General features: G+C 73.0%; 23 protein-coding genes. 4 read left to right on the plus strand and 19 right to left on the minus strand.

The annotated features are described in order from the left end of the window. Positions 1-13: 13 nt before the first annotated feature. The 15 genes from FHS29_RS23200 to FHS29_RS23270 all read right to left on the minus strand — a co-directional run bounded on the left by FHS29_RS23200 (position 14) and on the right by FHS29_RS23270 (position 18,519). Positions 14-898, minus strand: coding sequence for a transporter substrate-binding domain-containing protein (locus FHS29_RS23200; protein WP_184693768.1), 885 nt, complete (start codon positions 896-898; stop codon positions 14-16). Beyond that, complete coding sequence (locus FHS29_RS23205) at positions 891-1,682, minus strand: amino acid ABC transporter ATP-binding protein (protein WP_184693770.1); 792 nt, start codon at positions 1,680-1,682, stop codon at positions 891-893. Before FHS29_RS23205 ends, FHS29_RS23200 begins: the two co-directional genes overlap by 8 nt. After that, complete coding sequence (locus tag FHS29_RS23210; RefSeq protein WP_184693772.1) at positions 1,682-2,482, minus strand: amino acid ABC transporter permease; 801 nt, start codon at positions 2,480-2,482, stop codon at positions 1,682-1,684. The genes FHS29_RS23205 and FHS29_RS23210 overlap by 1 nt, the downstream gene beginning before the upstream one ends. A gap of 106 nt (positions 2,483-2,588) precedes the next feature. Then, positions 2,589-3,227, minus strand: coding sequence for a proteophosphoglycan 5 (locus tag FHS29_RS23215; RefSeq protein ID WP_184693774.1), 639 nt, complete (start codon positions 3,225-3,227; stop codon positions 2,589-2,591). A gap of 108 nt (positions 3,228-3,335) precedes the next feature. Next, positions 3,336-4,544 carry an FAD-dependent monooxygenase gene (locus FHS29_RS23220; protein WP_184693777.1) on the minus strand — a complete coding sequence of 403 codons (1,209 nt, stop codon included), beginning with the start codon at positions 4,542-4,544 and terminating at the stop codon, positions 3,336-3,338. A 62-nt stretch (positions 4,545-4,606) separates the two neighbouring features. Continuing rightward, positions 4,607-7,612, minus strand: a complete 3,006-nt coding sequence (locus FHS29_RS37765) for an AfsR/SARP family transcriptional regulator (protein WP_184693779.1) — start codon at positions 7,610-7,612, stop codon at positions 4,607-4,609. A 150-nt stretch (positions 7,613-7,762) separates the two neighbouring features. Beyond that, positions 7,763-9,625: a hypothetical protein gene (locus FHS29_RS23230; RefSeq protein ID WP_184693781.1), complete on the minus strand. Its 1,863-nt coding sequence runs from the start codon at positions 9,623-9,625 to the stop codon at positions 7,763-7,765. Between the two features lie 148 nt (positions 9,626-9,773). Then, complete coding sequence (locus tag FHS29_RS23235; protein WP_184693783.1) at positions 9,774-10,004, minus strand: hypothetical protein; 231 nt, start codon at positions 10,002-10,004, stop codon at positions 9,774-9,776. Between the two features lie 92 nt (positions 10,005-10,096). Beyond that, complete coding sequence (locus tag FHS29_RS23240; RefSeq protein WP_184693785.1) at positions 10,097-12,853, minus strand: AfsR/SARP family transcriptional regulator; 2,757 nt, start codon at positions 12,851-12,853, stop codon at positions 10,097-10,099. A gap of 102 nt (positions 12,854-12,955) precedes the next feature. Then, complete coding sequence (locus FHS29_RS23245; RefSeq protein ID WP_184693787.1) at positions 12,956-14,011, minus strand: serine hydrolase domain-containing protein; 1,056 nt, start codon at positions 14,009-14,011, stop codon at positions 12,956-12,958. 52 nt (positions 14,012-14,063) lie between these two features. Next, positions 14,064-14,597: a potassium-transporting ATPase subunit C gene (locus tag FHS29_RS23250; protein ID WP_184693789.1), complete on the minus strand. Its 534-nt coding sequence runs from the start codon at positions 14,595-14,597 to the stop codon at positions 14,064-14,066. Positions 14,598-14,601: 4 nt separating this feature from the next. Continuing rightward, positions 14,602-16,656, minus strand: coding sequence for a potassium-transporting ATPase subunit KdpB (gene kdpB / locus FHS29_RS23255; protein WP_312865058.1), 2,055 nt, complete (start codon positions 16,654-16,656; stop codon positions 14,602-14,604). Further along, complete coding sequence (gene kdpA, locus FHS29_RS23260) at positions 16,653-18,275, minus strand: potassium-transporting ATPase subunit KdpA (RefSeq protein ID WP_184693791.1); 1,623 nt, start codon at positions 18,273-18,275, stop codon at positions 16,653-16,655. The genes kdpB and kdpA overlap by 4 nt, the downstream gene beginning before the upstream one ends. After that, a complete protein-coding gene (gene kdpF, locus FHS29_RS23265) occupies positions 18,275-18,376 on the minus strand; it encodes a K(+)-transporting ATPase subunit F (RefSeq protein ID WP_184693793.1) in 102 nt (33 codons plus the stop codon). Before kdpF ends, kdpA begins: the two co-directional genes overlap by 1 nt. Beyond that, the gene (locus FHS29_RS23270; protein WP_184694183.1) at positions 18,373-18,519 is read right to left on the minus strand and encodes a hypothetical protein; all 147 of its coding nucleotides are present in this window, start codon (positions 18,517-18,519) and stop codon (positions 18,373-18,375) included. The genes kdpF and FHS29_RS23270 overlap by 4 nt, the downstream gene beginning before the upstream one ends. A 214-nt stretch (positions 18,520-18,733) precedes the next feature. Between FHS29_RS23270 and FHS29_RS23275 the strand changes: the two genes are divergently transcribed. Together FHS29_RS23275 and FHS29_RS37770 are read left to right on the plus strand one after the other, a co-directional pair. Next, positions 18,734-19,447: a YbfB/YjiJ family MFS transporter gene (locus tag FHS29_RS23275; protein ID WP_312865059.1), complete on the plus strand. Its 714-nt coding sequence runs from the start codon at positions 18,734-18,736 to the stop codon at positions 19,445-19,447. Between the two features lie 41 nt (positions 19,448-19,488). After that, positions 19,489-19,743: a YbfB/YjiJ family MFS transporter gene (locus FHS29_RS37770; RefSeq protein ID WP_312865078.1), complete on the plus strand. Its 255-nt coding sequence runs from the start codon at positions 19,489-19,491 to the stop codon at positions 19,741-19,743. Here the strand turns inward: FHS29_RS37770 and FHS29_RS23280 are convergent. Beyond that, positions 19,674-20,648 carry a LysR family transcriptional regulator gene (locus FHS29_RS23280; RefSeq protein WP_184693795.1) on the minus strand — a complete coding sequence of 325 codons (975 nt, stop codon included), beginning with the start codon at positions 20,646-20,648 and terminating at the stop codon, positions 19,674-19,676. The two genes, FHS29_RS37770 and FHS29_RS23280, sit on opposite strands and share 70 nt — an antisense overlap. A 96-nt stretch (positions 20,649-20,744) precedes the next feature. After that, positions 20,745-22,181, minus strand: coding sequence for a S1 family peptidase (locus FHS29_RS23285; RefSeq protein ID WP_184693797.1), 1,437 nt, complete (start codon positions 22,179-22,181; stop codon positions 20,745-20,747). 399 nt (positions 22,182-22,580) lie between these two features. Between FHS29_RS23285 and FHS29_RS23290 the strand changes: the two genes are divergently transcribed. Both FHS29_RS23290 and FHS29_RS23295 read left to right on the plus strand, forming a co-directional pair. Beyond that, positions 22,581-24,257: a S8 family peptidase gene (locus FHS29_RS23290; protein ID WP_184693799.1), complete on the plus strand. Its 1,677-nt coding sequence runs from the start codon at positions 22,581-22,583 to the stop codon at positions 24,255-24,257. Positions 24,258-24,404: 147 nt separating this feature from the next. Then, complete coding sequence (locus FHS29_RS23295) at positions 24,405-24,842, plus strand: PPOX class F420-dependent oxidoreductase (RefSeq protein ID WP_184693801.1); 438 nt, start codon at positions 24,405-24,407, stop codon at positions 24,840-24,842. Here the strand turns inward: FHS29_RS23295 and FHS29_RS23300 are convergent. Next, positions 24,832-25,323 carry a GNAT family N-acetyltransferase gene (locus tag FHS29_RS23300; protein ID WP_184693803.1) on the minus strand — a complete coding sequence of 164 codons (492 nt, stop codon included), beginning with the start codon at positions 25,321-25,323 and terminating at the stop codon, positions 24,832-24,834. The genes FHS29_RS23295 and FHS29_RS23300 overlap by 11 nt on opposite strands. Before the next feature lie 17 nt (positions 25,324-25,340). After that, positions 25,341-26,132, minus strand: coding sequence for a molybdenum cofactor biosynthesis F family protein (locus FHS29_RS23305; RefSeq protein ID WP_184693805.1), 792 nt, complete (start codon positions 26,130-26,132; stop codon positions 25,341-25,343). Between the last annotated feature and the right edge of the window lie 83 nt (positions 26,133-26,215).

Here is a 26,215-nt window from a genome sequence, read left to right on the forward strand (position 1 = left end):
GCCGCGCCTTCCGTCAGCTCCCGCTCGTGGCCAGGTTCAACCCCGGTTCCGGGAGGGACCGGAGTCCGTAGCGGCCGATGATACGGTCCAGCGTCCCGTCCGCCTTGAGCGCTTTGAGCGCGGCCAGCAGGGCGTCCGCCAGCTGCCTGTCGTCCTTGCGCAGGTACATGCCGACGTAGGTGGGCGCGAAGTCGGCCGAGACGATCACGATCGGCGCGTTCTGCTCCTTGATCGCGTACCTGGCCTGCTCGGTGACCGCAACCTGGAAATCGGCCTGCCCGGACCGCAGCGCGAGGTCGGCGTCCTGGGCGGTCGGGTACTGGGTGGACTCGGCGGCCGGCTTGCCCTTGCGCACGCACTCCTGCGATATCTCGTCCGCGTGCTGGACGTCGGTGGTGCCCCGGATGGCGGCGATCCGCCTGCCGCAGGCGTCCTCGACCGACCTGTACCTGCCCTCGTTGGACTTCGCGGTCACCAGGACGCTGGCGGACTGCATGTAGTCCACGAACAGGCCGACGCGCTGGCGCTCCTCGGTGTCGGACAGGCCGTCGTCGGCCATGTCGAACCGACCCGCGGTCACACCGGGCAGCAGCGCCTCCCAGGCGATGTTCTCGATCTCGTAGCGCAGGCCCAGCTTGGCCGCGACCGCCCGCCCCACCTCCGGGGTGATGCCGCCGGTGATGTTGTTGCTCCCGTCGGTGAGCAGGTACGGCAGGTTGGGCAGCGTCGTGCCCACCTTGAGCACGCCCGCGTCCTTGAGCCGCTGCGGCAGCAGGTCGTGCAGCGCCTGGTCCTTCGCGGGCAGCGAGGCGTCCGGCGGCGCCGGGGTCGCCCCGGGATCGCCGCAGGCGGCCAGCAGACCCAGCGCGGCGACGGCGGCGACCAGCTGTCTACGCATGATCGTGTTCCTTCCGGGGGTGACGGCGGACGTGGGCGAGGAACGCCGCGGTCCGTTCGGATTTCGGCGACAGCAGCACCTGCTCGGCGGGCCCCGACTCGACGATCACGCCTTCGTCCATGAACACCACCGTGTCGGCGACGTCGTGCGCGAACCCGATCTCGTGCGTGACGACGATCATCGTCATGCCCTGCGCGGCCAGGTCGTGCATCACGGTGAGCACCTCGCCCACCAGCTCCGGGTCCAGGGCGCTGGTCGGTTCGTCGAACAGCATCACGGCCGGCTTCATCGCCATGGCCCGCGCGATCGCCACCCGTTGCTGCTGACCGCCGGACAACTGCGCGGGCAGCTTGTCGGCGTGCGCGGCGAGGCCGACCCTGGCCAGCAGCCCACGGGCCTCCTGCTCGGCCTCGCGCGGATCGCGGCCCAGCACCCGGACGGGGCCGAGCGTCACGTTGCGCACCGCCGTGAGGTGGCTGAACAGGTTGAACTGCTGGAACACCATGCCCATCCGCCGCCGGGTGCGGGCGACGTCCCGCTCGCTGCTCTCGAACAGCCGACCGTCCCGGTGCTCGTAGCCGACCAGGCTGTCGTCGACCAGGACGAACCCGGCGTCGACCGGTTCCAGGTGGTTCACGCACCGCAGCAACGTGCTCTTGCCGCTGCCCGACGGCCCGATCACGCAGACCACCTCGCCCGGCGCGACGTCGAGGTCCACGCCGCGCAGGACCTCCTGCGCCCCGAAGGACTTCCGGATGCCACGCAGGCGGAGCCCGCCGACCATCACGCCACCGCCCAACGCTCGAGGAACCGCTGCCCGATGCTCGCCACCGTGACCAGGACGAGGTACCAGCCGGTCGCCACCAGCAGCAGCGCGATCACCTGGTAGTTCTGCCCGTAGATCTGCTGCGCGCGGGTCATCAGGTCGCCGCCGCCGATCACCGAGACCAGCGAGGTGCCCTTCAGGATCAGGATGAACTGGTTGCCCAGCGCGGGCAGGATGACCCGGATCGACTGCGGCAGCACGATCGTCCGCGTCGCGGTCGCCCGCGTCATGCCGATGGTCAGCGCGGCGTCCACCTGGCCGCGCGGCACGGCGAGGAACCCGCCCCGGATGATCTCCGCCAGGTAGGCCGCCTCGTGCAGCCCCAGCCCGAGCAACGCGGCCAGGAACGGCGTGACGACCTGGTTGGTCGGCGCGAACCCCAGCGTGGGGAACAGCAGCGACAGGTTGAACCAGAACACGATCTGCACGACCAGCGGCACACCGCGGAAGAACCAGACGTAGCCCGACGCGGCGGCCGACAGCACCGGGTTGCGCGACTGCATCATCATCGCCAGCGCCGCGCCGAGCACCAGGCCGATGCCGAGGGTGGCGAAGGTGAGCACCAGGGTGACGCCGACGCCCTCGATGACCGGTGTGGCGAGGAAGTACCTGCCGACCACCGTCCACTCGAGATTGGGGCTGACCGCCACCGTGCAGCCGAGCCAGCCCACGACCGCCACCAGCACGGCGCCGACGCCCCACCGGGACACGATCCCTCGGCGGCGCACCACTTCGAGCGTGTGGAGTGTGTCGAGCATCGTCCTCCTCCCCCTGCACCGGGTAGGAAGGACGGTAGGTCGGGAGGGGGACGGATTCTTGACTCTCCCTGCCAGGCTCGCGACGTGCGCGAACCCGGCGTGCGGCTCAGTCCACAGTGGATGCGCGGAACCCGCGTGCGGCGGTCGCGCCGGCCGCCGCGTCCCACCCGGTGGCACCGACGACCGCCGCCACGTGCTCCTCGGTGACGTCACCGTCCGCCGCGATCAGCGCACCGACCGCGTCCGGGTCGGGCGCGGCGCCGGCGAGGCCGGGCGCGTCCTGCGCGAACTCCGTGATGAGCTCCCGGCACCGCCGGTCGTCGGCGGCCGGCAGGTTCACCGAGTCGAACCCGTCGTCCAGGTCGTACGGGGCGCGACGCCACACGCCGTCCTCGAACCCGTACACGAAGCCGACCCACGAGCCCTGTTCCAACGCCGTGCGGACCGGTGGAGCCCACCACTCGGGCGCACCGGCCAACAGGTCCGTCTCCGGCTCCTCGAAGTACTCCGCAGCGGTCGAGTAGTACGTCTCGGAGTACTCGTGGTCGTGGCCGATCAACACCGCGCGCCCACCGCCGACGTGGTGCAGGTCGGCCCAGTTGCCGCCGCCGTCGTCGTAGTGCCAGACCGTTCCGTCGGCGTGACAGCTGTCGGCCCATCCCCGTGCCGCGCAGACCGCCGCGAACGCCGCCCACCTCCCGCGCATCCACGCGGGCTCCGGCAGATCCACGACGACGAGCCCCACCACGGCCTCCGGTTCGAGACGGACGATCGACCGAACCAGCCTAGACCCGTGAGGTCGCCCGTCGAGCCGGACCGCCGAGTGCCGGCTCGGTGACCGGTCTCCACCTGACTACAGCTCGGAGTCGGCCGGACTCCCGGTGGTCCGGATGCCCGACCGGCTCCGGTCGGGGCCGGGCAGCGGGTAGTCGGGCAGGTCGGGGTCGGTGGCGAACCAGTCGGTCGACTTGAGCAGCAGCGAGAGCACCAGCCGCGAGTTGAACACCCGGTTCCGCAACCGGATCCGGGCCCGGCTGCGCGGTGCGAGGAACGGCCCGGCGTTGGCCTTGCGGGCGACCTTCGCGAGGCCGCGCAGCCGTTCTCCGTACCGGCGGAACGCCACCCGGTGGTCGCCGTCGGCCGCCTGCAACTCGCCGGCCAGCACGTAGGCGCCGACCACCGCCAGCCCCGTGCCGAAACCGCCCAGCGTGTTGCCGTAGCCGGCGTCGCCGAGCAGCACCACCCGTCCCCTGGCGCAGTGGTCCACCTCGACGCGGCTGATCGAGTCCAGGTGGATCGACGTCGCACCGGACATCGCGTCCACCAGTTCCGGCAACCGCCACCCGCCGCCCCGGAACGCCGAGCGCAGGATCTCCCGCTGCGCCGCCGTGTCGTACCGGTCGTAGGTCAGCTCGTCGGACGCGAACACGAAGAACGCCGGCGCTTTCGGACCGCCGACCGCCGCCAGCCGGCCGGGCTCGTTGTACATCACCGGCTCGCCGCCCAGGTCCCCCAGGTCGGCCAGCGCGTAGTAGTGACCCAGGAACCGCACGTGGTCCTCCTCCGGACCGAACGCCAGCCGCCGCACCGCGGAGTGGATCCCGTCCGCGCCCACCACGAGGTCGAACGTGCGTGGCGCGGCGCGTTCGAAGGTGACGTGCACGCCGTCGGCGGTCTCGGTCAGGGAGGTCGCGGAGTCGCCGAACACGTACTCGCAGGCGTGCGCGGTCTTCTCGTGCAGCAGGGCCGCGAGGTCGCCCCGCCGGATCTCGACGTCGCCGCCGGTGAACGCGCCGGGGATGACGGCCAGTTCCCGGCCGTGCTCGTCGACGATCGTCTGGTCGACGCCGCCGGTCTGGCGGGCGCGCACGTCGTCCAGCAGTCCCATGCGTTCGAGCACCCGGCGGTGGGTCGGGCCCTTGAAGTCGACGGCCTGCCCGCCGGGGCGGGGCTCGGACGCCTTCTCCACGACGGTGACCGCGCAGCCGAGCAGGTGCAGCCAGTGGGCGAGGGCGGGGCCGGCGATGCCCGCGCCGGAGATGAGGACCGTGGTGTTCTTCATGGCCGAGAGCATCGGGGGGCGCGTCGACACTCCGTCGACAGTCCGCTGACAGCGGCTGTCGGTCACACCCCGAGGGCTGTCAGCGCCTCGTCCCGGCTCATCGCCGCACCCCGCGCGTACGCCTCGGCGAACACCTCCGCCCCGACCAGCGCCCGTGCCCCGTCGGCCACCCGTGCCGCGTCCGGATCGCCCACCTCGGCCGTGCCGCGCAACGCCACCGCCGTGCCCAGCAGCAACGCCGCCCGGTCGGCCGCACCGTCCAGCAGCGCCAGCCCGGCCCGGCCCTCCACGACCGCGGCCAGCTCGGTCGCCAGCGCCGGACTGCGCACCACGGCCAACGCCTCGTCGTGCCACCGCGCCGCCTCGTCGCGGTCCCCGGACAGCTCCGCCAGCCGGGCCGACGCGGTGAGCGCCCGAGCCGTCATCCACGGCGCGCCGCCCTCCTCCGCCCGCGCCCGGCCGATCAGGTCGGCGGCGAGCCGCAGGTCGCCGCGCAGCCGCGCGACCTCGCCGAGCCCGAGCACGGCTTCCGCCGCGGGCCGGGCGAACAGCGCGGCGGCACGCGTGAACTGGGCGTGCGCCGCCGCCAGGTCGCCCTGCCGGATCAGGCACCGCCCCCGGTGGCAGTGCAGTTCAGCGCACTCCTCGGTGGCGCCGAGCACCTCGAACAGGCCGAGCGCCTCGTCCCACCGTTCGTGCGCCGAGGCCCACTCGCCCCGCCACCCCGCGAGCTGCGCCAGCCAGTCCGACGACTGGGCGGTGCCCCACCGCTCGCCGAGCACCCGGAACGCGTCCAACGCCTCCCGCATCCCCCGCTCGCCCTCGGCCGGCGCCCCGCGCATCACCGCGAGCAACGCGCTGCTGAACCGGCCGAGCGCGGCGTTCCACGGGTCGTCGCCCAGCAGTCGGCCGGCGTCGGCCGCGAGGTCGTCGGGCGGTCCGGCGACCATGCCCCACAACGCCAGCCCGAACGGGTACCGCATCTCCCGCGTCGCCACGAGCCGCCGCGCCCGGCTCCAGTGCCCGGCGGCGGGCCGCGGCCGGGCGTGCACGACGCAGCTGACGTACTCCTCCTCCAGCCCCTCGGGCACGTCGCCGTCGAGCAGGGCGGCAGCGGCCTCCCCCACCTGTCCCCGCCGTCCGCTCAGCCACCAGTACGCGGCGAGCGCCGCCACCAGCCGCATACCGGTCTCGCGGTCCGCCCACCGCAGCGCCGCCATCAGGTCGTCGTGCTCGGCGGACAGGCGCGCCAGCCACGTCAACTGCTCGGCGCCGCGCAGGTGCGGGTCGGCGCGGCGGGCCAGTGCCAGGTAGTAGGCCGCGTGCCTGCGGCGCAGCTCGTCCTGTTCGCCGGCCTCCTCCAGGCGTTGCGCGCAGAACAGCCGGATCGTGTGGGACATCCGGTAGCGCCCGTCGACCACGGTCACCAGCGAGCGGTCCACGAGATCGGCGAGCACGTCGTCCTCGTCCCCGCAGACCTCCTCCACGGCGGCGAGGGACGCGGCACCGGCGAACACCGAGAACCGGCGCGCCAACCGGCGCTCCCGTCCGCCCAGCAGATCCCAGCTCCAGGCGACGACCGCGTGCAGCGTGCGGTGCCGCTCGGCCGCCGTGCGATCCCCTCGCGACAGCAGCCGGAACCGGCCGTGGCCGGCCAGCCGTTCGGCGATCTCGGCGACCGTGAACTGACGCAGCCGGGCGGCGGCCAGCTCGATGGCCAGCGGCAGGCCGTCCAGGGCAGCGCAGATCGCCGCCACCGCGTCCACCGTGGACCCGTCGACCGCGAACCCGGGCCGCACCGCCGCCGCACGGTCCGCGAACAGCCGGACCGCCGGGGCCTGCGACACGTCCGGCGCGGCGGTGGCCAGGGGTTCCAGCGGCAGCAGCGTCTCGCCGGTCAGGCCCAGCGGCTCACGGCTCGTGGCGAGGACCCGGAGGCGGGGGCACCGGGTGAGCAGCGCGCGGACCAACGCGGCGACAGCACCGACCACGTGCTCGCAGTTGTCCAGCACCAGCAGCAGGTCCTGGTCGAGCGCGGCGACCAGCCGTTCCACCGGATCGGCGGGGCCGGGCCGGAACCCCGACTCGCGCAGCCCCGACGCGGCCAGCACGGCCAGCGGCACGGCGTCGCCCGCGTCGGCGGCGTCGGCGGCGGCGTCCAGCGCGGACAGGTCGACGAAGCAGGCGTCCGGACCGGCGGACTCGACCGCCAACCGGGTCTTGCCCGTGCCACCCGGCCCGAACACCGTGACCAGGCGGGCTCGCTCGGCCGCCAGCCTCGCCAGCTCCGCCTCCCGTCCGACGAAACTGGTGAGCTGGGCCGGCGGCACCCGCCGCACGACCGGGACCGGCTGCTCGGCCCGCAGCACCGCGAGGTGGGCGGCGGCCAGGCCGGGCGTCGGGTCCGCCCCCAGCTCGTCCGCCAGCAGCCGGCGCGCGCGCTCGAACTCGGCCAGCGCCTCCGCCGTGCGCCCCTCGGCGTGCAGCGCCCGGACCAACTGCTCGCGGAACCGCTCGCGCAGCGGGTGCTGCTCCACCAGCGACCGCAGCCGGGCCACCGGACTGCCGTCGCCCGCGGCCAGCTCGGCGTCGACCAGGTCCTCGGTCACCGCCAGCTTCAGCTCCTCCAGCCGTGCCGCCGAGGCGTCGCCGTGCGGCAGGTCGGCCAGCGCCGGCCCACGCCACAGCCCCAGCGCTTCCCGGAGGACGGCCACCGCCTCGGGGGCGCGACCGGCCGCCAGCGACCGCCGTCCGTCGCGCGCGAGGCGCTCGAACACGTGGACGTCCACGTCGTCCGGCCGCACGGCGATCCGGTAGCCGCCGCCGGAGAACTCGACCAGCCCGCCGAGCGCCCGCCGCAGCCGCGACACCTGCGCCTGCACGGCGTTCGCCGCCTCGGCCGGCGGGTCGTCCCCGTACTGGCCCGCGACCAACCGCGCCAGACCGACCGGGCGGCCGGGGTCCAGCAGCAGCATCACCAGCACCGCACGCGGCCTCGGCCCGCCGACGTGGACGACCGCCCCGTCCGCCGACCGCACCTCCACCGGGCCGAGCACGCTGAACTCCACAGAGGTGATTCTCCCGCCCCTCCGACCGGGAATCGTCGTACCCCTGCCGCCGGGTCCGCGCCGACCCGGCCACGGGCATGTGCCGGCCGGCGTCCGTGGCTGCGCCTGCCGGCGACCGCGCAGGCGCGGCAGGGCGCCGGCCGACGCGGCTCACGACTCCCGGAACAACGCCAGCAGCCGTTGTGCGAGCAGGTTCAGGCCGTGGTCGAGCCGCCGGAAGTAGGTCGCCCGGCTCAGGTGCAGTCGGTTCGCCACGCCGAGGTGGTCGGACCGCCGCCGCACGTAGTACGCGTGCATGATCTGCCCGGCCTGTGCGGTAGGCGTGTCCTGCGCGGCGGCGAGTTCCGTGATGGCGGCCGTCAACACCGCGTGCAGTTCCTCGGCCGTGGGGGTGGCCGCCGACGTCAACAACGGGCTGCGCGCCAGCCGGCCGCTGTCGTGGAGGTGTTCCAGCGCCCGCCGCACCTCCGCCACGCACCACCGCAGGTCGGGCTGTGCCGACCCGGTCAGCCCGGTCGCGGCGATCCGGTCCAGCCACGACGCCACGCTGTCCGGCGTCGGGAACCCCAGGTGGTGGATCTCGGACTGCCGCCCGCAGTCGTACGGGTCGTGCCGCGCGTCGCCCAGGTAGCCGAACCCGAGCCTGCGCACCAGCTGCTGGTACTCCGGTGACGGCGTCGCGACCACCATCCGCCCCTGGCCGATGCCGTCGGCCAGGATGTGCCGGAGCAGCGCCGCGTGCGCGCCGGGGTCGTCGCAGACCGCCATGCCGATGAACGTCCCGCCGGTCCGCCCGTCGACCAGGGAACGGGTGTGCTGCTGGGTGACGGGCTCGATCACGCCGACCGCGCGGTCGGTGATCACCGGGGTGTAGGTCATCCCGAGCGGCCGGTCGTCGGGGCCGCACACCACCCGGAAGCCGTCGGCGGTGTGCCTGAGCCAGCCTTCGAGCAGCCGGTCGCACTTGGCGGGGTCGTGGCCGCCGCTCCGGGCCCAGTGGTGGACCAGCGCGCCGATGTCGTCGTGGTCGGACGGCCTCGCCCGCCGCACGGCGGGTGCCGGCGGCACGGGAGGGAACAGCATCCGCTGGATCACCGGGTCGTCGGTGAGGTAGAGCGAGTGCTCGGTGAGCGCACGGCGGCGGCGTTCGTCGGTGGTGGCGGTGAGCAACCGCCGGTTGCGGGCCGCCGCCTTGGTGACGGCCGTGCGGTGCGCGACGGGCCTGCGCCAGCGGTGCTTGAGGTCGAGCAGGGTGCGGAACGGTTCGACCACGGTCGGTCCGCACTCGGTCGTCGTGACCAGGCTCAAATCGGTGAGGGCGGCGAACCAGTCCGGTCCGTGCGGCGTCTCCACCAGTTCGGCCAGCAGTTCCTCGTCCCCCCGGCCCACCACGGCCAGCGCCTCCACCAGGTCCCGGTCGGGTCGCTCAGGGTCGAGTCGGGCGAGGATCCCGCGCAGCGCACGGTCCGCGACCGCGCCCGGCACGTCCGGCGGGGTGGGCGCGAGCAGGGCCAGGCTCAGGCACCGCGCCACCAGCGGCAGGCCGCCCGACAGGCGTTCCACCAGGTCGAGTCCGGCGGTGACGCCGAGCGACACGGCCAGTTCGCGGATCTCCGCGTCCGTCCACGGTGGGATGTCCACGACGGACACGGCACCGCTCACCGGTCGACGGCCGGCCATGACGACGTGCGCCGTCGATCCCGCCCGGTCGAGTTCGTCCCGGAGGACCTCCCGACAACCGGGCAGGTCGACGCCGTCGACGAAGAGGACCGGTCGCGCGGTGTCGAGCAGGCGGCGGATGGTGGCCGGGAGGTCACCCCGCCCCGGCTCGACGACCGGTTCCCCTCCGGCGAGTGCGGTGAGGACGGTGGTCTTGCCGGCCCCGAGCGGACCGACGAGGCCGATCACGGTCGGCTGCTCCGCCTCGGCGAGCAGTGCCGCCACCCGGTCCCGCACGGCCGCCTGCCCGGCGTTGGGCAGCACGGCGGCGGACGCCGTCCTCGACGAAGCCATGGCGTGACCCCCACCCTGGTTGCGGATCCCGTGCCGACTTGTAGTCGGTGAAAGCCGAACGGGTGAACGGTTTACGCCAGAGTCACACTAATGGGGCAAGCGTCGGTCACTCGGGCAGGCGAGGGGCTGCCCGAGTGACCACCTCTGCCTACTCGCAGACGTAGATGTGCACCACGCGCCCGTCGGAGAACTGGAACCACCCGGCGTACCGGCACCCGGCCGCCAGGGCGCTCACCCGGCCGTCCTCGGTGGCCGGCACGACGACGACCTTGCCGCCCGACTCGGCCACCGGGGCGGCCGAAGCGGGCGCCCCCGCGAACAGCAGTGCGCCCATGGCCACCGCGCCCGCGATCACTGCGTTGCGAACAGTACGGAACATTCGAACCCTCTTCCCTGCGGTCATCACGCCTGTTGACGTCCGACAGCGGGGACGTTATGCCGACGGCCGTCCGCCGGAGTCTCACGAGAGTCTCAAACCCGTTCAGCCGCGGCGTCCAGCTCCGCCAGCCGCTGCCGCACCTGGTCGGCTTCTTCGGCGCGTTGTTGGGCGCGGTAGAGGCTTTCGGCTTCCTGCCAGGTCTTCCGGGCCTCGTCGGGACGGCCGAGGGCGCGCAGCGACTCGGCGAGGCGGTCCAGGGTGTTGACGGCCTGGTAGGTGTTGTCCAGGGCCCGGTAGAGCGCCACGGCGGCGGTGAAGTGGTCGACGGCGTCCTGGTAGCCGCCGGTCTGGTGGTCGATGTAGCCGAGGCTGTCCAGGGTGTCCGCCTCGCCGTCGCGGTCCTGGTGGTTGCGTTGCAGGGCCAGCGCCGCCCGGCAGTGTTCGCGGGCGAAGTCGTGGCGGCCCAGTCGCGCGGCGCACCAGCCCACGGCGTTGAGCGCGTCCGCCTCCCACGCCGGGTTGCCCAGGGTGCGGTGGATCTCCAGGGCGCGGGTCGCGTGCTCCATGGCCTTCCCGTCGTCACCGAGCTGGATCCACGACCACGTGAGCGCGTGGTGCGTGTGGGCCTGGTCGGCACGGGCGCCGGTGTCCTCCGCCAGGGCCAGTGCCCGGTAGAGGTGGCGCATCGCCTCGTCCGGCTGGTCCACGTCGGCGCACGCCCGGCCGAGCAGGCGGTGCGCCAGGATCCGGACGTCGGGGTCGGCCAGGTGTTCGGCCGCCGCCAGGGCGTGTCGCCAGAGCATCAGCTGTTCGTGCCGGTTCCCGCGACGGAAGTGGTAGGTGCTCGACGCCCACGCCAGCTGCCAGACCGCCCGGTGCAGGCCGTGGGCGATGGCGGCGTCCACGGTCGCGAGCAGGCAGGCGTGCTCGGCGTCGAACCACGTCAGGGCGGTCGCGTCGTCGGCCAACGGGTGCGGCCGGCTGCCGGGCTCCGGCGGGTCCAGCTCGATCGGGGTCACGTACGGGTGCAGCAGCCGGTTGCCGGCGTGGGCGGTGCGCAGGTAGAAGTCGACCAGCCGGCGCAGGGCGGGCCCGCTGTCGAGCGAGGCGGCGCGTTCCGCCGCGAACTGGCGGATCAGGTCGTGCATCCGGTAGCGGCCGGACGCGTCCCGCGTCACCAGGGACGCCTGCTCCAGCTCGCGCAGCAGCGTCCGGGTGCGGGCCGGCGGCAGGCCGGCCAGGCTCGCGGCGGCGGGCAGGCCGATGTCCGGACCGGGCGCGCACCCGAGCAGGCCGAACAGCTCCGCCTGCTCCTCGGTGAGCGCGCGGTGCGACCAGGAGAACACCGCGGGCAGGCTCGCTTCCGGGTCGCCGTCGTCCAGCGCGCCCAGGCCGAACTCGCGCAGGTCGGCCACCAGTGCCGACAGCGGCAGCCCGCCGGCCGCGTGACCGGAGACGATGCTCAGCGCCAGCGGGAAGCCGCCGCAGAGCCCGACCAGCTCCGCCACGGCGGCGGGTTCGGCGGCCACCCGCGCGGCACCGAGGCGGTCGGCCAGCAGGGCGCGGGCCTCGTCGTCGGCGAGCATGTCCAGCGGCACGTGGTGCGCCGAGTGCCCGGTGATCAGGCCGGTCAGCCGGTTGCGGCTGGTCACCAGCACGGTGCAGGCGGGCGTGCCGGGCAGCAGGTCGGCGACCTGCGCGGTGTCGGCGGCGTTGTCCAGCACGATCAGCATCCGCTTGTCCGCCACCAGGCTGCGGAACAGCGCGGCCTGCGCGTGCGGTTCCACGGGCACCTTGGCCCGGTCGGTGCCGAGGGCGTCGAGGAACCCGCGCACCGCCGAGTGCGTCGCGAGGGGCGCGCCGTCCGGGCTGAACCCGCGCAGGTCCACGAACAGCTGACCGTCCGGGAACCGGTGGAGGTGGCGGTGCGCCCAGTGCAGCGCCAGCCAGGTCTTGCCGATGCCGCCCGCGCCCGCGATGGCGGAGATGACCACCGTGCCGCCGGAGCGGTCCAGCACGGCGTCCAGCCGGTCGAGTTCGTCGTCCCGGCCGACGAACGGCTCGGGTGCGGCGGGCAGTTGCCGCGGCACGACGGCGGGCTTCGCCGCGGCGCCGGCGGTCAGCGCCGGGTCGCCGTTGAGGATCCGCCCGTGCAGCTCCCGCAGCGCCGCGCCGGGGTCGACGCCGAGTTCCGCGACCAGCCTGGCATGCAGCCGCCGGTAGTGCTCCAGCGCGTCGGCGGCCCGCCCGGCGCGGTAGAGCACGAGCATGTGCTGCGCGGCCACCCGTTCGTCCAGCGGGTGTTCGGCGGCCCGTGCCGACAGCTCGGCGACCAACCCCTCGCCCCGGCCCAGCCGCAGCAGCAGGTCGGTCAGGTCGCACTCGACGCCCAGCCGCTCCTGCTCCAGCCGGTCGCGTTCGGCGGCGGCCCACTCGCCGTCCAGCCCGTCCAGCGGATCGCCGTGCCACAGCCCGAGTGCCTCGGTGAGCAGCGCCGCGGCCCGCTCGTCGCCCTCGGCCCGGTCCGCCCGCGCGCACAGCCGGCGGAACCGGTGGAGGTCGACCACGTCCTCGTCGGCGACCAGCAGGTACCCCCCGGAACGCCGTTCCAGGCGCACGTCCGCGCTGATCTGCCGCAACCGCGACACGTAGCTGGACAGCGTGGCGCGGGCCCGCCGGGGCTGGTCCTCGCCCCACACCCGCTCGGCCAGCCGCTCCACCGACACCGGCCGGCCGAGGTCGACCGCCAGGGCGGCCAGCACGCAGCGCTGCTTCGCCGGTCCCAGCTCCACGCGCTGCCCGCGCACGTGCGCCGTGACCTCGCCCAACAGGGCGATCCGAACCTCCATCACAACTCCCGGCTGCCGCCTGCGTCCGCTTGGATACCGTCAGCGGCCGGGCCGGCGCACCCCGGTTCACACGATCGGCCGCGGCCGATCGCGCGCGCCAGGTTACGAAATCCTGATCCTGCGGTCCACTTCGCGGATCACCGCCAGGCCGCCGCGCTGGGCGTTGGACAGCACCACCACGTCCAGGTCCTCCGCCGGGTAGTACCGCGCGATGCCGCTGACGCCCGCGTTGCCGCCGTCCTTGTAGTAGTTGCGCACCGAGCCGTCCGGGTTCAGCGTGAACTCCAGCCCGAAGCCGTACCAGACGTCGCCGTCGTCGTCGCGGTGGTGCGGCACCTGCGGGGTCAGGAACAGCCCGGTGCGTTCCGGCGACAGCAGTTCCCCGCCGCGCAACGCCCGCAGGAACCGGACCAGGTCCTCGGCGGTCGCGTGCGCTCCCCCGTCCGGCGAGCCGATCGGCGGGTAGCTGAAGATGTTCTGCCTCCACCCGGTGATCCGCCCGTCGGCGTCCTCCACCGGATCCCAGCCCTCCGCGACGTCCGGCACGGCCTCGCGGCGGTCGTGGAAGTCCGAACCGGACATGCCGGCGCGGGCGAACACGGTCTCCCGGACGTGGTCGCGGTAGGCGGTGCCGGTGATCTCCTCGATCGCCAGGCCCACCAGCACGTAGCCGACGTTGCAGTACCGGCATCCCTTGCCCGGCGGGAAGTTCGGCGGCTTGTGCACGAAGTTCGGCAGGTGGTCACGGGTCTCCACGACCGAGTAGACCGGCTTGTCGACCCACAGCGCCTCGTAGCTCTCCCCCGCCTCCTCGTCGGCGTCGTCACCGATGCCGGAGGTGTGCGTGAGCAGGTGCCGGACGGTCACCTCGGACGAGATCGTCGTGCCGGACAGGTCGACCAGTCCGGTGATCGGCGCGTCGAGGTCCAGCCGGCCCTCGTCCACCAGCCGCAGCGCGGCCACCGCCGTGAACAGCTTGGTGATGGACGCGGTGTCGAAGCGGGTGGCCAGGGTGTTCGGCACCGGCCACCGCCTGCTCGCCCAGCCGTACGCGCCCGCGAACGGGGTTTCGTCCCCGCTGCGCACCAGCACCACTCCGGAGAACTGGTCGGAGGCGGACCGAGCGCTCAACCAGGAGTCCAACTCCGTGAAAGCCATGCTCCGACGTTAGCGCGGTCGGGGCCACCGGGTGGCGGCCCCGACCGGTCGTTCACCCCAGGGCGCGGTTGAGCGCGGTGACGTTGACGCCGGGTTCGCCCAGGACACCGGCCGCGCGGCCGTCGGTGTGCCCGGCGACCAAGGCTCGGACGCGGTCCTCGCCCAGCCCGCGCGCCCTGGCCACGCGGGGCACCTGGAGTTCGGCGTAGGCCGTGCTGATGTGCGGGTCCAGGCCGGACGCCGAGGCGGTGACCGCGTCTTCCGGCACCCGGTCCTCGGCGACGGCTTCCCGTTGTGCCACGGCGGTCCGGCGTTCGGCCACCACGGCGTCGTACTCGGCGTTCCGCTCCCCCTTGTTCGACCCGCCCGACGCCGGGAGGGTGGCGGCGGACGGCCGGGTGCGGAACCACTGGTCGCCCTCGCGGTCGATTCCGATCGACGTGGTGTCGACGGCTTCCGCGTTGGCGTGGAGGCCGGGCAGCCGGGACACGCCCCACACCGCCGCCGGGTAGAGGATGCCGGTGAGCACCGTCAGGGCGAGCAGGACGCGAAGGCCGGCCACGGCCTGTCTGCCGAAGTTGTCCACAGTGTCACCCGATCCCGGGAATGAGTCGCACGAGCAGGTCGACCAGCCAGATCCCGACGAACGGCGTGACGATGCCACCGAGGCCGTAGACCAGCAGGTTGCGCCGCAGCAGCGCGGACGCGCTGGACGGCTTGTACCGGACACCCCGCAGCGCCAACGGGATCAGCACCACGATGACGAGGGCGTTGAAGATCACCGCCGACAGGATCGCGGACTGCGGCGACCCCAGGTGCATGATGTCGAGCCGGCCCAGCTGCGGGTGGATGGCGGCGAACATGGCGGGCAGGACCGCGAAGTACTTCGCCAGGTCGTTGGCGACGCTGAAGGTCGTCAGCGCACCGCGCGTGATCAGCAGCTGCTTGCCGATCTCCACGATCTCGATCAGCTTGGTCGGGTCGGAGTCCAGGTCGACCATGTTCCCGGCCTCCTTCGCGGCGGAGGTGCCGGTGTTCATGGCCACGCCGACGTCCGACTGGGCCAGGGCGGGCGCGTCGTTGGTGCCGTCGCCGGTCATCGCGACCAGCTTGCCGCCCTCCTGCTCGCGCCGGATCAACGCCATCTTGTCCTCTGGCTTGGCCTCGGCCAGGAAGTCGTCCACCCCGGCCGCGTCCGCGATCGCCCGGGCGGTCAACGGGTTGTCCCCGGTCACCATGACCGTGCGGATGCCCATGGCGCGCAGCTCGGCGAACCGCTGCCGCATCCCGGGCTTCACCACGTCGGACAGCCGGATCACCCCGAGCACCACGTCGTTCTCCGCGACCACCAGCGGGGTTCCGCCCTGCGCGCTGATCTCGTCCACGACGCTCCGGGTGGAGGCGTCGACGGTGAACGCGCTCGCCGCGCCCTTGCGGATGCGCCGGTCGCCCAGGTCGATGCCGCTCAGCCGGGTCTGCGCGGTGAACGGCACGAACTCGCCGGCTCTCTCGCTGTCCGCGGGTTCGGTCGCCCGGCCGTACCTCGTGGCGCACAGCTCCACCACGCTGCGGCCCTCGGGGGTGCCGTCCGCCAGGCTGGACAGCCGCGCGGCGTCCACCAGCGCGTCCACCGGCGTGCCGCGCACCGGGATGAGCTCGGTGGCCCGCCGGTTGCCCCAGGTGATGGTGCCGGTCTTGTCCAGCAGCAGCGTGTCGACGTCACCCGCCGCCTCGACGGCCTTGCCCGACGTGGCGAGGACGTTGCGCTGCACCAGCCGGTCCATGCCGGCGATGCCGATCGCGGACAGCAGCGCGCCGATGGTGGTGGGGATCAGGCACACCAGCAGCGCGGTCAGCACGACCACCGACTGCTTCCCGCCGGAGAAGATCGCGAACGGCTGCAACGCCACCACCGCGAGCACGAAGACGACCGTCAGCGTGGACAGCAGGATCGTCAACGCGATCTCGTTCGGCGTCTTCTGCCGTTCGGCGCCCTCCACCAACGCGATCATCCGGTCCACGAAGGACTCGCCCGGTTCGGTGGTGATCTTCACGACGACCCGGTCGGACAGCACGGTCGTGCCGCCGGTCACCGCCGACCGGTCGCCGCCCGACTCCCGGATCACCGGCGCGGACTCGCCTGTGATCGCCGACTCGTCCACCGTGGCGATGCCTTCCACCACGTCACCGTCGCCGGGGATCACTTCGCCCGCTCCGACCACCACCAGGTCACCGACCCGGAGGTCGGCGCCGGGAACCGTGCGGCCGTCGGTGAGCCGGGCAACCACGTCCTCTTTCGTCCTGCGCAACGAGTCCGCCTGCGCCTTGCCCCGGCCCTCGGCGACCGCCTCGGCCAGGTTGGCGAACAGCACGGTGGACCACAGCGACAGCGTCACCGCGACGGTGAACACGCTCGGTTCGCCGATCGCGAACACGGTGACCAGCAGGGAACCCACCCACACCACGAACATCACGGGGTTGCGCAACTGGTGGCGCGGGTGGAACTTGCGCAGCGCGTCCGGCAACGAGGTCAGCAGTCGGCGAGGGTTGAACACACCGGCGCCGACCTGGTGGCCCGGGTTCCGCGCGTGCCGGTCCCGGATCTCCTCCGGAGTCCGCTGTGGACATTCGGTCGTGGTGGTCACAGCAAAGCCTCCGCGATGGGACCGAGGGCGAGAGCGGGGACGAAGGTGAGCGCGGCGACCAGCACGATCGAACCGCCCAGCAGGGTCGCGAACAGCGGGCCCGTGGTGGGCAGCGTCCCAGCGGTCTCCGGCACCTTCTTCTGCGCCGCGAGGGAACCGGCCAGGCACAGCACCGCGATGATCGGAATGAACCGCCCCAACGCCATGCACACGCCCAACGACGCCTGGAACCAGTCACTGGTCACGGTGATCCCGGCGAACGCGCTGCCGTTGTTGTTCGACGCCGACGCGTACGCGTACAGGATTTCCGACAGGCCGTGCTCACCCGGGTTGTTCAACGCCCCCTTCGTGCTCGGCAGCAGCGCGGCGGTTCCCGCGCCGACCAGCAGCACGGTCGGCATGGCCAGGATCGACACCGCGGCGGCGGTGACCTCGCGACGGCCCAGCTTCTTGCCCAGGTACTCCGGTGTGCGGCCGACCATGAGCCCGGCCAGGAACATCGCGATGACCGCCATCACCAGGATGCTGTACAGGCCGGTGCCCACGCCGCCCGGCGTCATCTCGCCGAACAGCATGTTCAGCATCGCCCCACCGCCACCGAGGCCGGTGTAGCTGTCGTGCATCGAGTTCACCGCGCCGGTCGACGTGCCCGTGGTGGAGTTGGCGAACAGCGCGGACGACGGGACGCCGAACCGCGTCTCCTTGCCCTCCGACGGGCGCAGGCCGTGGGCCTCGGCGACCCAGATGACGGCCAGCACCAGCGACCACAGGGTGCCCATGACGCCGAGCAGCACGTAACCCTGCCTGCGATCGCCGACCAGCGTGCCGAACGTTCGGGTCAGCGACACCGGGATGACCAGGATCAGGAACACCTCGATCAGGTTCGACCAGCCGTTGGGGTTCTCGAACGGGTGGGCGGAGTTGGCGTTGAGGACGCCGCCGCCGTTCGTCCCGAGTTCCTTGATCGCCTCCTGGCTGGCCACCGGGGCCGTCGCGACCTGCCGGCCGTCGACCGTGACACCGGACTTCAGGCTCATCACCACGCCGGTCGCCACCAGCACGACGGCGAACAGGAAGGCCACCGGCAGCAGGATGCGGATCGTGCCCCGCACCAGGTCCACCCAGAAGTTGCCCAGCCGGTCGGTCCGGTGCCGGACGAACCCGCGCACCAGCGCGACCGCCACCGCCATGCCGACCGCGCCGGACACGAAGTTCTGCACGGTCAACCCGACCATCTGGACCGTGTGGCCCATGACGGACTCGGGCACGTAGGACTGCCAGTTCGTGTTCGTCACGAAGCTGATCGCGGTGTTGAACGCGACCCCCGGCGGCACCGCACCCCGGTCGAAGTCGAACGGCAGCACGGACTGGATCCGTTGCAGCACGTAGAGGAGCACCACACCCACGAACGAGAACGCGATCACGCCCCGCGCGTAGGTGCCCCACCGCTGCCCGGACTCGGGGTCGACCCGCGCGACGCGGTAGACCGCGCGCTCGACCCGGGAGTGCCCGGCGCTGGTGTACACGCGGGCCATGTAGTCGCCGAACGGCCGGTGCACCACGGCCAACGCGACGAGGAGGACGCCGACCTGGACCAGGCCGGCCGCAGTCGACGACATCAGAACTTCTCCGGGCGGATGAGCGCCACGAACAGGTACCCGATCAACGCCAGGGCGAGCACGCCTGCGACGACGTCGGCCACCACACCGGTGCCGCTCACAGCCGCTCCAGACCGCGCACCGTCAGCGCCAGTAGCACGAACACACCGATCAGCAGCAACGCGTAGGCCAGGTCGGCCATGTGCGCGCTCCCTTCCCGACTGACACCGGCCCCCGTTGGGCCGTCACGCCGGAAAGGCTGCATCGGGAAGTGCGGGTGTCTGCACGGGCCTGACGCGCCCTTGACACCGACGACCGGCATCTTTACGGGCCTCTGACGGCCGGGAGACCTGCCTCTCACCAGCGGGTTCATCTGATCGAGTCATCGCCGTCACGCGGAGTGGACCCGTGGCGCACGGATCCCATCGGGCGAGCGGTCAGCGGCTGCCGGACAGCAGGGCCGGCGCCGCTCGGCGGGCGTGGTCGCCGACCTGCGCCGGGCCGCGCTGGTCGGCCGGCACGGTCGCGCCTCCCACCAGCATCAGCAGCTGCCGTCCCAGCACGACGGGATCGGCCGCGCCCGCCCTCGTCGCGATGTCGGTGAGCAGTTCGAGGTCGTGCTGCCGGCGACCCGCGCCGCTGCGGGCGTCACGGGCGCGGTGGTGTTCGTCGTCGGCGGGGTGATCGCCTCGCGGATCGGCTCGGGCCTGCCGATCACGGTGTACTTCGCGGGCGCCGGCCTGGGCATCCTGGTCAGCGCCGCGACGATCCCCGCGCTGGGCGCGCACTGGCGGCTCGGGTGGACCGGCCTGGGCGTGGCCGCCGGGCTGGCGGCACTGCTCAGCTGGTCCGCAGCGCGCAGCGACGAGCCGCCGGCCGCGACGAACGGGCGGGTGCGTCCGCTGTGGCGGGCCGGGTCGACCTACCTGCTGTTCGCCGCCGGGTACATCACCTACATCACGTTCCTGTCCGCCTACCTCGCCGACCGGCACGCCCCGACCACCCAGGTCGTGCTCACCTGGACGGCGCTGGGCCCGGCCGTCACGGTCGCACCGGCCCGGTGGAGCCGCCCCATCACGAACTGGCCGGGCACCCGTGCGTCAACCGTGCTGCTCGGCCTGCTCGCGGGCGGTGCGGCGTTGGCGCTGCTCACACCCGCACCGCTGGTCGTCCTCGGCTCCGCGGTCGTCTAGGGGCGACGTTCCTGGGCGTCCCGGCCGCGGTCACCGCGCACATCCGGTCCGAGACCGCACCGGCCGACCGGACGGCGACCCTGGCGGCGTTCACGACGGTGTTCGCGGCCGGTCAGACCGCCGGGCCGTGGCTCGCCGGGCTCGTCGCCGACCGCACGTCGACCGACGCCACCCTGGTCCGGACGGCGGTCCTGTGCGCGGTCGCGGCCGTGGTCGCGGCGACCGGTCAGACGGCGGGCAGGAGTTCGCGCCCGCGTTCGCGCCACCAGGCGTCGAAGGCGGGGCTGCACCCCTGACGGTTCGCGTAGCTGTCCAGGACCCGGGCGTGGATCTCGTGGATGTGGGCGGCCACCACCGTGTCCGGGCGGTAGAACAGCCGGAGCTCCTGCCACATCGGCATCCCGTCGATGGCCCGCACCACGATGCTGTCCGGCCGGTTGCGGCTGGTGGCCAGCGCGGGACCGACGGCCAGCTTCGCCAGCACCAGTTCCAGCAGGGTCGCCAGGCACTGGGTGCTGTGCGGCTGGCGCAGCACCAGGCCGTGCTCCTGGCAGACCTGGTTGAGGTAGGTCCACCAGCGGGACGTGCCCGGCGGCTCGTCCACCCAGGAGTGCTCGAAGATGTCGGCCAGCGGCACCGGGCCCGGCCGGACGATCGGGTGGTCGTGCGCCAACGCGACGAACACCGGCTCGGCCGGGTGGACCACCACGCTCGCCACGCCGGGCGGGACGGCCATGCCGGGCAGCGGCGGCCGGTAGACCAGCGCGAGGTCCAGCTCGCCGATGGCCACCTTGTCGACGCTGATCCGCTCGTCCAGGTCCTCCTGGAGGTTCACGTCCGCGCACCACGGCTGTTCGCGCAGCCACCGGCTCACCGCGACGTGCAGGAACCCGCAGTACCCGCCGACCCGCAGCGGGTCGGACGGCCCGCCGCGCCGGGACCACTCGCCGACCCGTTCGGCGATGGTGGACATGCTGCTGAGCACCACCCTGGCCTCGCCCAGCACCTCGGTGCCCAGCGGGGTCGGCAGGCAGCCGTGCTCGGCGCGGAAGAACAGCGCGCCGCCGACGCTGTGCTCGATCCGCTTGAGCAGACCGGACAGCGCGGGCTGGGACATGCCCAGCAGGCGTGCGGCGCGGGTGAGGCTGCCGGTGTCTTCGATCGCGGCCAGCGCGCGCAGGTGGCGTACTTCCAGCTCCACGGGACCTCCGCTCGGTCCCGCGACCGTACCGCCGCCCGAGGCGCGCGGGAAAGGGGTCCGCGACGCGGCGGACCCCTTTCCCCGGACGACCTCCTGCTAGGGCTTGACCGTCTCCAGGGTGTACTGACCGGAGCCGCTGTACGAGCGGACCTGCCACCGGTAACGCCCTGCCGTGCCGTTGTAGGTGACCTGTTCCACCGAGTCGGGTCCGGTCCCGGAGGCGACCGTGCGCCAGGTCGTCCCGCTCTGCTTCTGCAGGTACAGGTCGAAGTCCGTGCCGGCCGGTCCCTTCAGACATCCCTTCTGCGCGCCCGCCGCCGCGTCGAAGTAGCCCGCCTTGGGCTCCACGGCGGTGGCGCCGGACGAGACGTTGCCGGTCACCGAGGTGCCGCAGCCGGGCGGGTTGGGACCGCCGTCCGTGGTCAGCAGGGTGACGCCGTACCGGGTGAGGATCTCCGGCACCGGCTGGAAGTACGTGGTGGCCGCGCCGCCCTTGCAGTCGCCCGACCCGCCCGAGGTCACGCCCTGCGCCTGGCCGTCGGAGATGGCCGAACCGCCCGAGTCGCCGGGTTCCGCGCACGCCGTGGTCTCGATCGCCTGGTAGACCTTGCCGATCTCCGGGCCGTAGTCGACGGTCGCGTCACGGGACCGGATGGTGCCGCAGTGCCAGCCGGTGGTGCCGCCCGAGCGGCAGATGGACGACCCGACGGGCGCCTCCTGCGAGCCCTTCACCGCGACCCGGCCGCCGTTGTAGTCGTTGACCGCGCCGACCGGGGTCTCCCCCGCGTTGGTGCGCACGAACGCCATGTCGTCGGTCGGGAAGCTGGAGCCCTCGAACCGACCGCCCGGCTGGGTGGTGGTCTCGCCGACCTTGCCGCAGTGCCCGGCGCTGATGAACCCGCCCTGCACCGAGAACCCGACCGAGCAGCCGTACTTGCTGGTCCAGTACCGGTTGCCGCCGACCACGTCGATCAGCGGGCGCGGGCGCCCGACCGCTTCGAGGTAGCTGACGGTCCCGGCGTCCACCCCGGCCGCGGCCACCCAGGCGCGCGCTCGGGCCTCTGCTCCCGGCGCGTGCTTGACGAGCACGCTGTTCGTGGCCGGATCGACCTGCCATCCGGGCACGGACGCCGGCGCCGAGGGCGAAGCCGCGTCGAGCCTGCTCTTGGCCGCGGCCAGGGTGGATTCGCCGCGCGCGACGAGCCTGGGCTCCGCACCCCCGGCTCGCACCGCCGCGGCGGCGCGGGAGTCGGTCACCGCGACGACGAGCTTGCCGCGCTCGGCGTCGAACCAACTCCCGCCGAGACGGGTGCCGAGGGCCGCCCGGAGCCCCCGGTCCGCCCGGGCCGCTTCCCGTTCGGCGGCCAACCGGGCCACCGGGTCGGCGACGCCGAGATCGCGTCGCATGGCGGCCAGCACGGGTAGTTCGGCGACGGGAGGATCGCCGAACGCGGGCGGCGCAGCGGCAACGGCGCCCCCGACGGTGGTCATCACCACCAGGGCGACGACCGGCGACATACGAAGTCTGGACATGCTGGATCTCCTCGCGGTGCAGGGGAACCGCCGGGGACACCGCGACCGGCTCCGGTCGCGGTGGCGAGGCGGGCTGTCGACGGCCCGCCCGGCGGTCAACCCGACCGTAGGACGCGCACCGGCGGCCGGGGAGATCACAGATCGCCATAGCACCGGAACTCCGGCAGCCGCAGCCGCCGGTCCGCCAGGAGTCCTCGGGGAGGCGGAGGTGGAGCCCCGCCTTCGGCGGGTGCCCGGACAGCCCCGCATCCCGGTGCCGCACCGATGGCGACTCGTCGTCGTGCCTGGTCGTTGTTGGGACTTTGTTGTTCAACTCCCGTGCCCCGAAAGGAATCAACGGAACCCGCGTAGGAGTCGGGGGGTGGTCGCACTCGTTCACGACAGGGGGAAGAAGATCAGATGAGACCGAACAGATTGCTCATCCCGGCGGCGGTGGTGCTGCTGGTGTCGTCGGTGACCGTGTCAGGGGCGCCGTCGGGCGTCGCGGTCGAACCGACGACGGACTACCTCGTGCTGGTGGAGCAAGGCGCGAGCCGCGAGGCGGCGGTGGCGGCCGTGCGCGCGGCCGACGGCGTGGTGACCGACGAGAACACCGGGATCGGGCTGCTCTCCGTGACCGGGCCCGCCACCGGCTTCGTGCTCGACGTGACGGCGTCGGACGCGGTGGCCGGGGCGACGCACGCCCGTCCGATCGGCCGGGTGCCCGCGGTGAAGACCGTGCCGGCGCGGGACGTCCCCACCGGCGCGGCACGGCCGGCGCAGGCCTCACCGGGCATGGACCCGTTGGACGGCAAACTGTGGGGACTGTCCATGGTGCGCGCCGACCTGGCCCGCGACCACCAGCTCGGCGACAAGCGGGTGCACGTCGGCGTGCTGGACACCGGTATCGACGGCAGCCACCCGGACCTGCGGGCCAACCTCGACCGGCGGCTGTCCCGCAACTTCGCGAAGGACATCCCCGAGCTGGACGGGCCGTGCGAGTTCACCGGCTGCCTCGACCCGGTGGACCACGACGACGACGGCCACGGCTCGCACGTCGCGGGCACCCTGGCCGCGGCGGCCGACGGGTTCGGCGTCTCCGGTGTCGCGCCGAACGTGACGCTGGTGAACATCCGGGGCGGCCAGGACAGCGGGTTCCTGTTCGTCAAGCCGGTGGTGGACGCGCTGACCTACGGCGCGGACATCGGGCTCGACGTGATCAACATGTCGTTCTTCATCGACCCCTGGCTGTTCAACTGCCCGGACAACCCGGCGGACACGCCGGAGCAGCAGGCCGAGCAGCGGACCACCATCGAGACCGTGCAGCGGGCACTGCGCTACGCGCACGGCAGGGGTGTCACGCTGATCAGCTCGATGGGCAACACGCACGAGGACCTGGGCAAGCCGCGCACCGACCTGCTCAGCCCGAACCACCCGCCCGGCGCGGCGCACCCGAGGCCGATCGACAACGCGACCTGCCTGAAGCTGCCGACCGAGGGCGACCACGTGCTGCCCGTGGTGGCACTGGGACCGTCCCAGGCCAAGGCGGACCGCTCGAACTACGGCGTGGAGCAGACCGCGCTGTCCGCGCCCGGCGGGTACTTCAAGGACGGCTTCGGCACGCCCTGGTACGAGACCAACGAGAACAAGATCCTGTCCGTCTACCCGCACAACGTCGCCGTGGTGCTGGGCGACGTGGACGCGGCCGGGAACGTCACGCCGCAGGGCCGGATCGCCGGCGTGCAGAAGTACTGCCGGGCCGGCACGTGCGGCTTCTACCGCTTCCTGGAGGGCACTTCGATGGCGTCGCCGCACGCGTCCGGCGTGGCGGCGTTGACGGTCAGCGAGTACGGCGTGCCGGACCCGGTCCGCCCCGACACCCTCGCCCTGTCCCCGGACAAGGTGCGGCGGGTCCTGTTCGGCACGGCCGACAAGGTGCCGTGCCCGACGCCGCGCACGGTGTCCTACGAGCACCTGGGTCATCCGGCCGAGTTCAACGCGACCTGCGAGGGCGACCTGTCGTTCAACGGCTTCTACGGCCACGGCGTCGTGGACGCGTTCGCCGCGGTCACCCGAGGCGGCGACCACCTCGGGTGAGGTCACCCGCGCGCCGAGGCTCGTTCCGCTCCCCGCCGTCGTGGCGGGGAGCGGTTCGGCGCGAGGAGCGGTTCACGGCGGCGGGGTGACAGCGGGGACTGGCCGGGGGACAATCGTGGTTTGGCGGACACCGGCGGACGGAGTGCTGTGGCCGAGTTGAGTGAACCGGTGCGGGCGAGGTTGGTGGCGCCGAACTTCTGGCACCTGGCCACCCTGAACCCGGACGGCTCGCCCCAGGTGACACCGATGTGGGTGGACCTGGAGGGTGGGCACATCGTGTTCAACACCGCGATCGGTCGGGTGAAGGAGGAGAACCTCCGCCGCGACCCGCGAGTCTCGCTGTCCTGTGTGGACGGTGCGAACCCGTACGACCGGGTGGAGGTCCGCGGGCGGGTGGTCCGGTTCGTCGAAGGCGACGAGGCCGAGGACAACATCGACCGGCTGGCGAAGAAGTACGTGGGCACCGACCGCTTCGAGTGGCGGATCCCCGGTGAACGCCGGGTGAAGATCCTGGTGGAGCCGACCCGGATCCGACACGTGGTGGGGGTGGAGCCGTTCCGGCGCGGCGTCCTGCCTACGCCGTGAACTCCAGCAGCAGCACGGCGTAGCCGTCCAGGTCGTCCTGCCGGAGCAGGCCGGCCTGCTCGGCGACGCGGATCGCGGCGGTGTTCGACGGACGGGTCTCCACCAGGACCGGCCACTCGGGTCGCACGGTCCCGGCCGCCGCCACCGCCTCGCGTGACACCTCGGTCGCGATCCCCTGCCCCCACCGCGCGGGATCGACGCGGTAGTACAGGTTCCAGCACCGGCGGTCCTGCCACGGCTTCGGCCGCACCCCGCCGAAGCCGACGACGTGTTCCCCTTGGCGCACCGTCCAGTACCCGAGGTCGCCGTCCTCCCACACCCGGACGAAGTCGGCCAGGTAGTCGGCCGACTTCGCCGGGTCGGGAGCGCCGCGGCCGTCACGCGTTCGCAGCGCCGTTTCCAGCGCCACGAACGCGTGCAGGTCGTCCATCGACACGCGGCGCAACCGCAGCCGGGCAGTGGTCGGTTCGGGGCGGACCATGCCCTGACGGTAGCGGCTCAGTCGAGCGCCGGGTCGTACTCCTCGGGGTGCACGGTGTTGCTGAGCAGGCGGCCGTGGGCGCCGAACGTGAAGTGCGTCGGGTTGTGGCCGGTCTCGTCCAGGCCGAACAGGACGCCGTGGGAGCGCAGGCGGTGGACGTCGCGGTGGTCGGCGACCGTCACCGAGGCGCACGGGATGACCTTCTCCCGCCACGTGAACACGTAGATGCCGGGGCGCAGCTGGTAGACCGAGTTCTCGTCGGTGTCCGCCAGGCCCTTCTCCGGGCCGGACAGGCACTGCCAGGTGTACCAGTGCGGGCTGAGGTAGACGTGCTCGTACGCGTGTTCCTCGCTGTAGACCCACATCGCGCGGCGGCCGATCAGGGCACGGGTCGGCGCCGGGGCGTCGCCGAACACGTCGGTGCCGCGGATGGTCGCGGGCACGAACCGCTGGGTGACCCGCGGGGTGCCGTCGTCGTTGATGGTCGTGGTCACGTGCAGCGCCCGGCCGTTGCGCAGGTCCAGGAACAGCGACACCGCCTCCCGCGGACGTGCCTGCGGGTGGAACTGCGTGTAGTACAGGTCGTCGTCCACGAGGAACGTCTCGCAGTCGTCCGCGCCGTGCTCCCACTCGATCCTGGTCCCGGTGAACCGGGCGTGGAGCAGTTGCCCGTCCGGCCCGTCGAGCACGACCTCACGCCCGTGCAGATCCCCCACGGTCGGCGCTTTGTTCGCGTCGAAGCCCGGCGCGAGGCCGTCCAGGGGCAGCCAGGTCGAGGTGTCCGACAGGGTCGTTGCGGTCTCGGTCATCGGCGTTCCTTTCTAGGCCTACCGGTGCAGTCTCCGGCGGCCGGCCGCCGCGGCGGAACGCCCCGACCCGCACCCGTGCGGCA

Source organism: Saccharothrix tamanrassetensis, from assembly GCF_014203665.1.
Lineage (GTDB): Bacteria > Actinomycetota > Actinomycetes > Mycobacteriales > Pseudonocardiaceae > Actinosynnema > Actinosynnema tamanrassetense.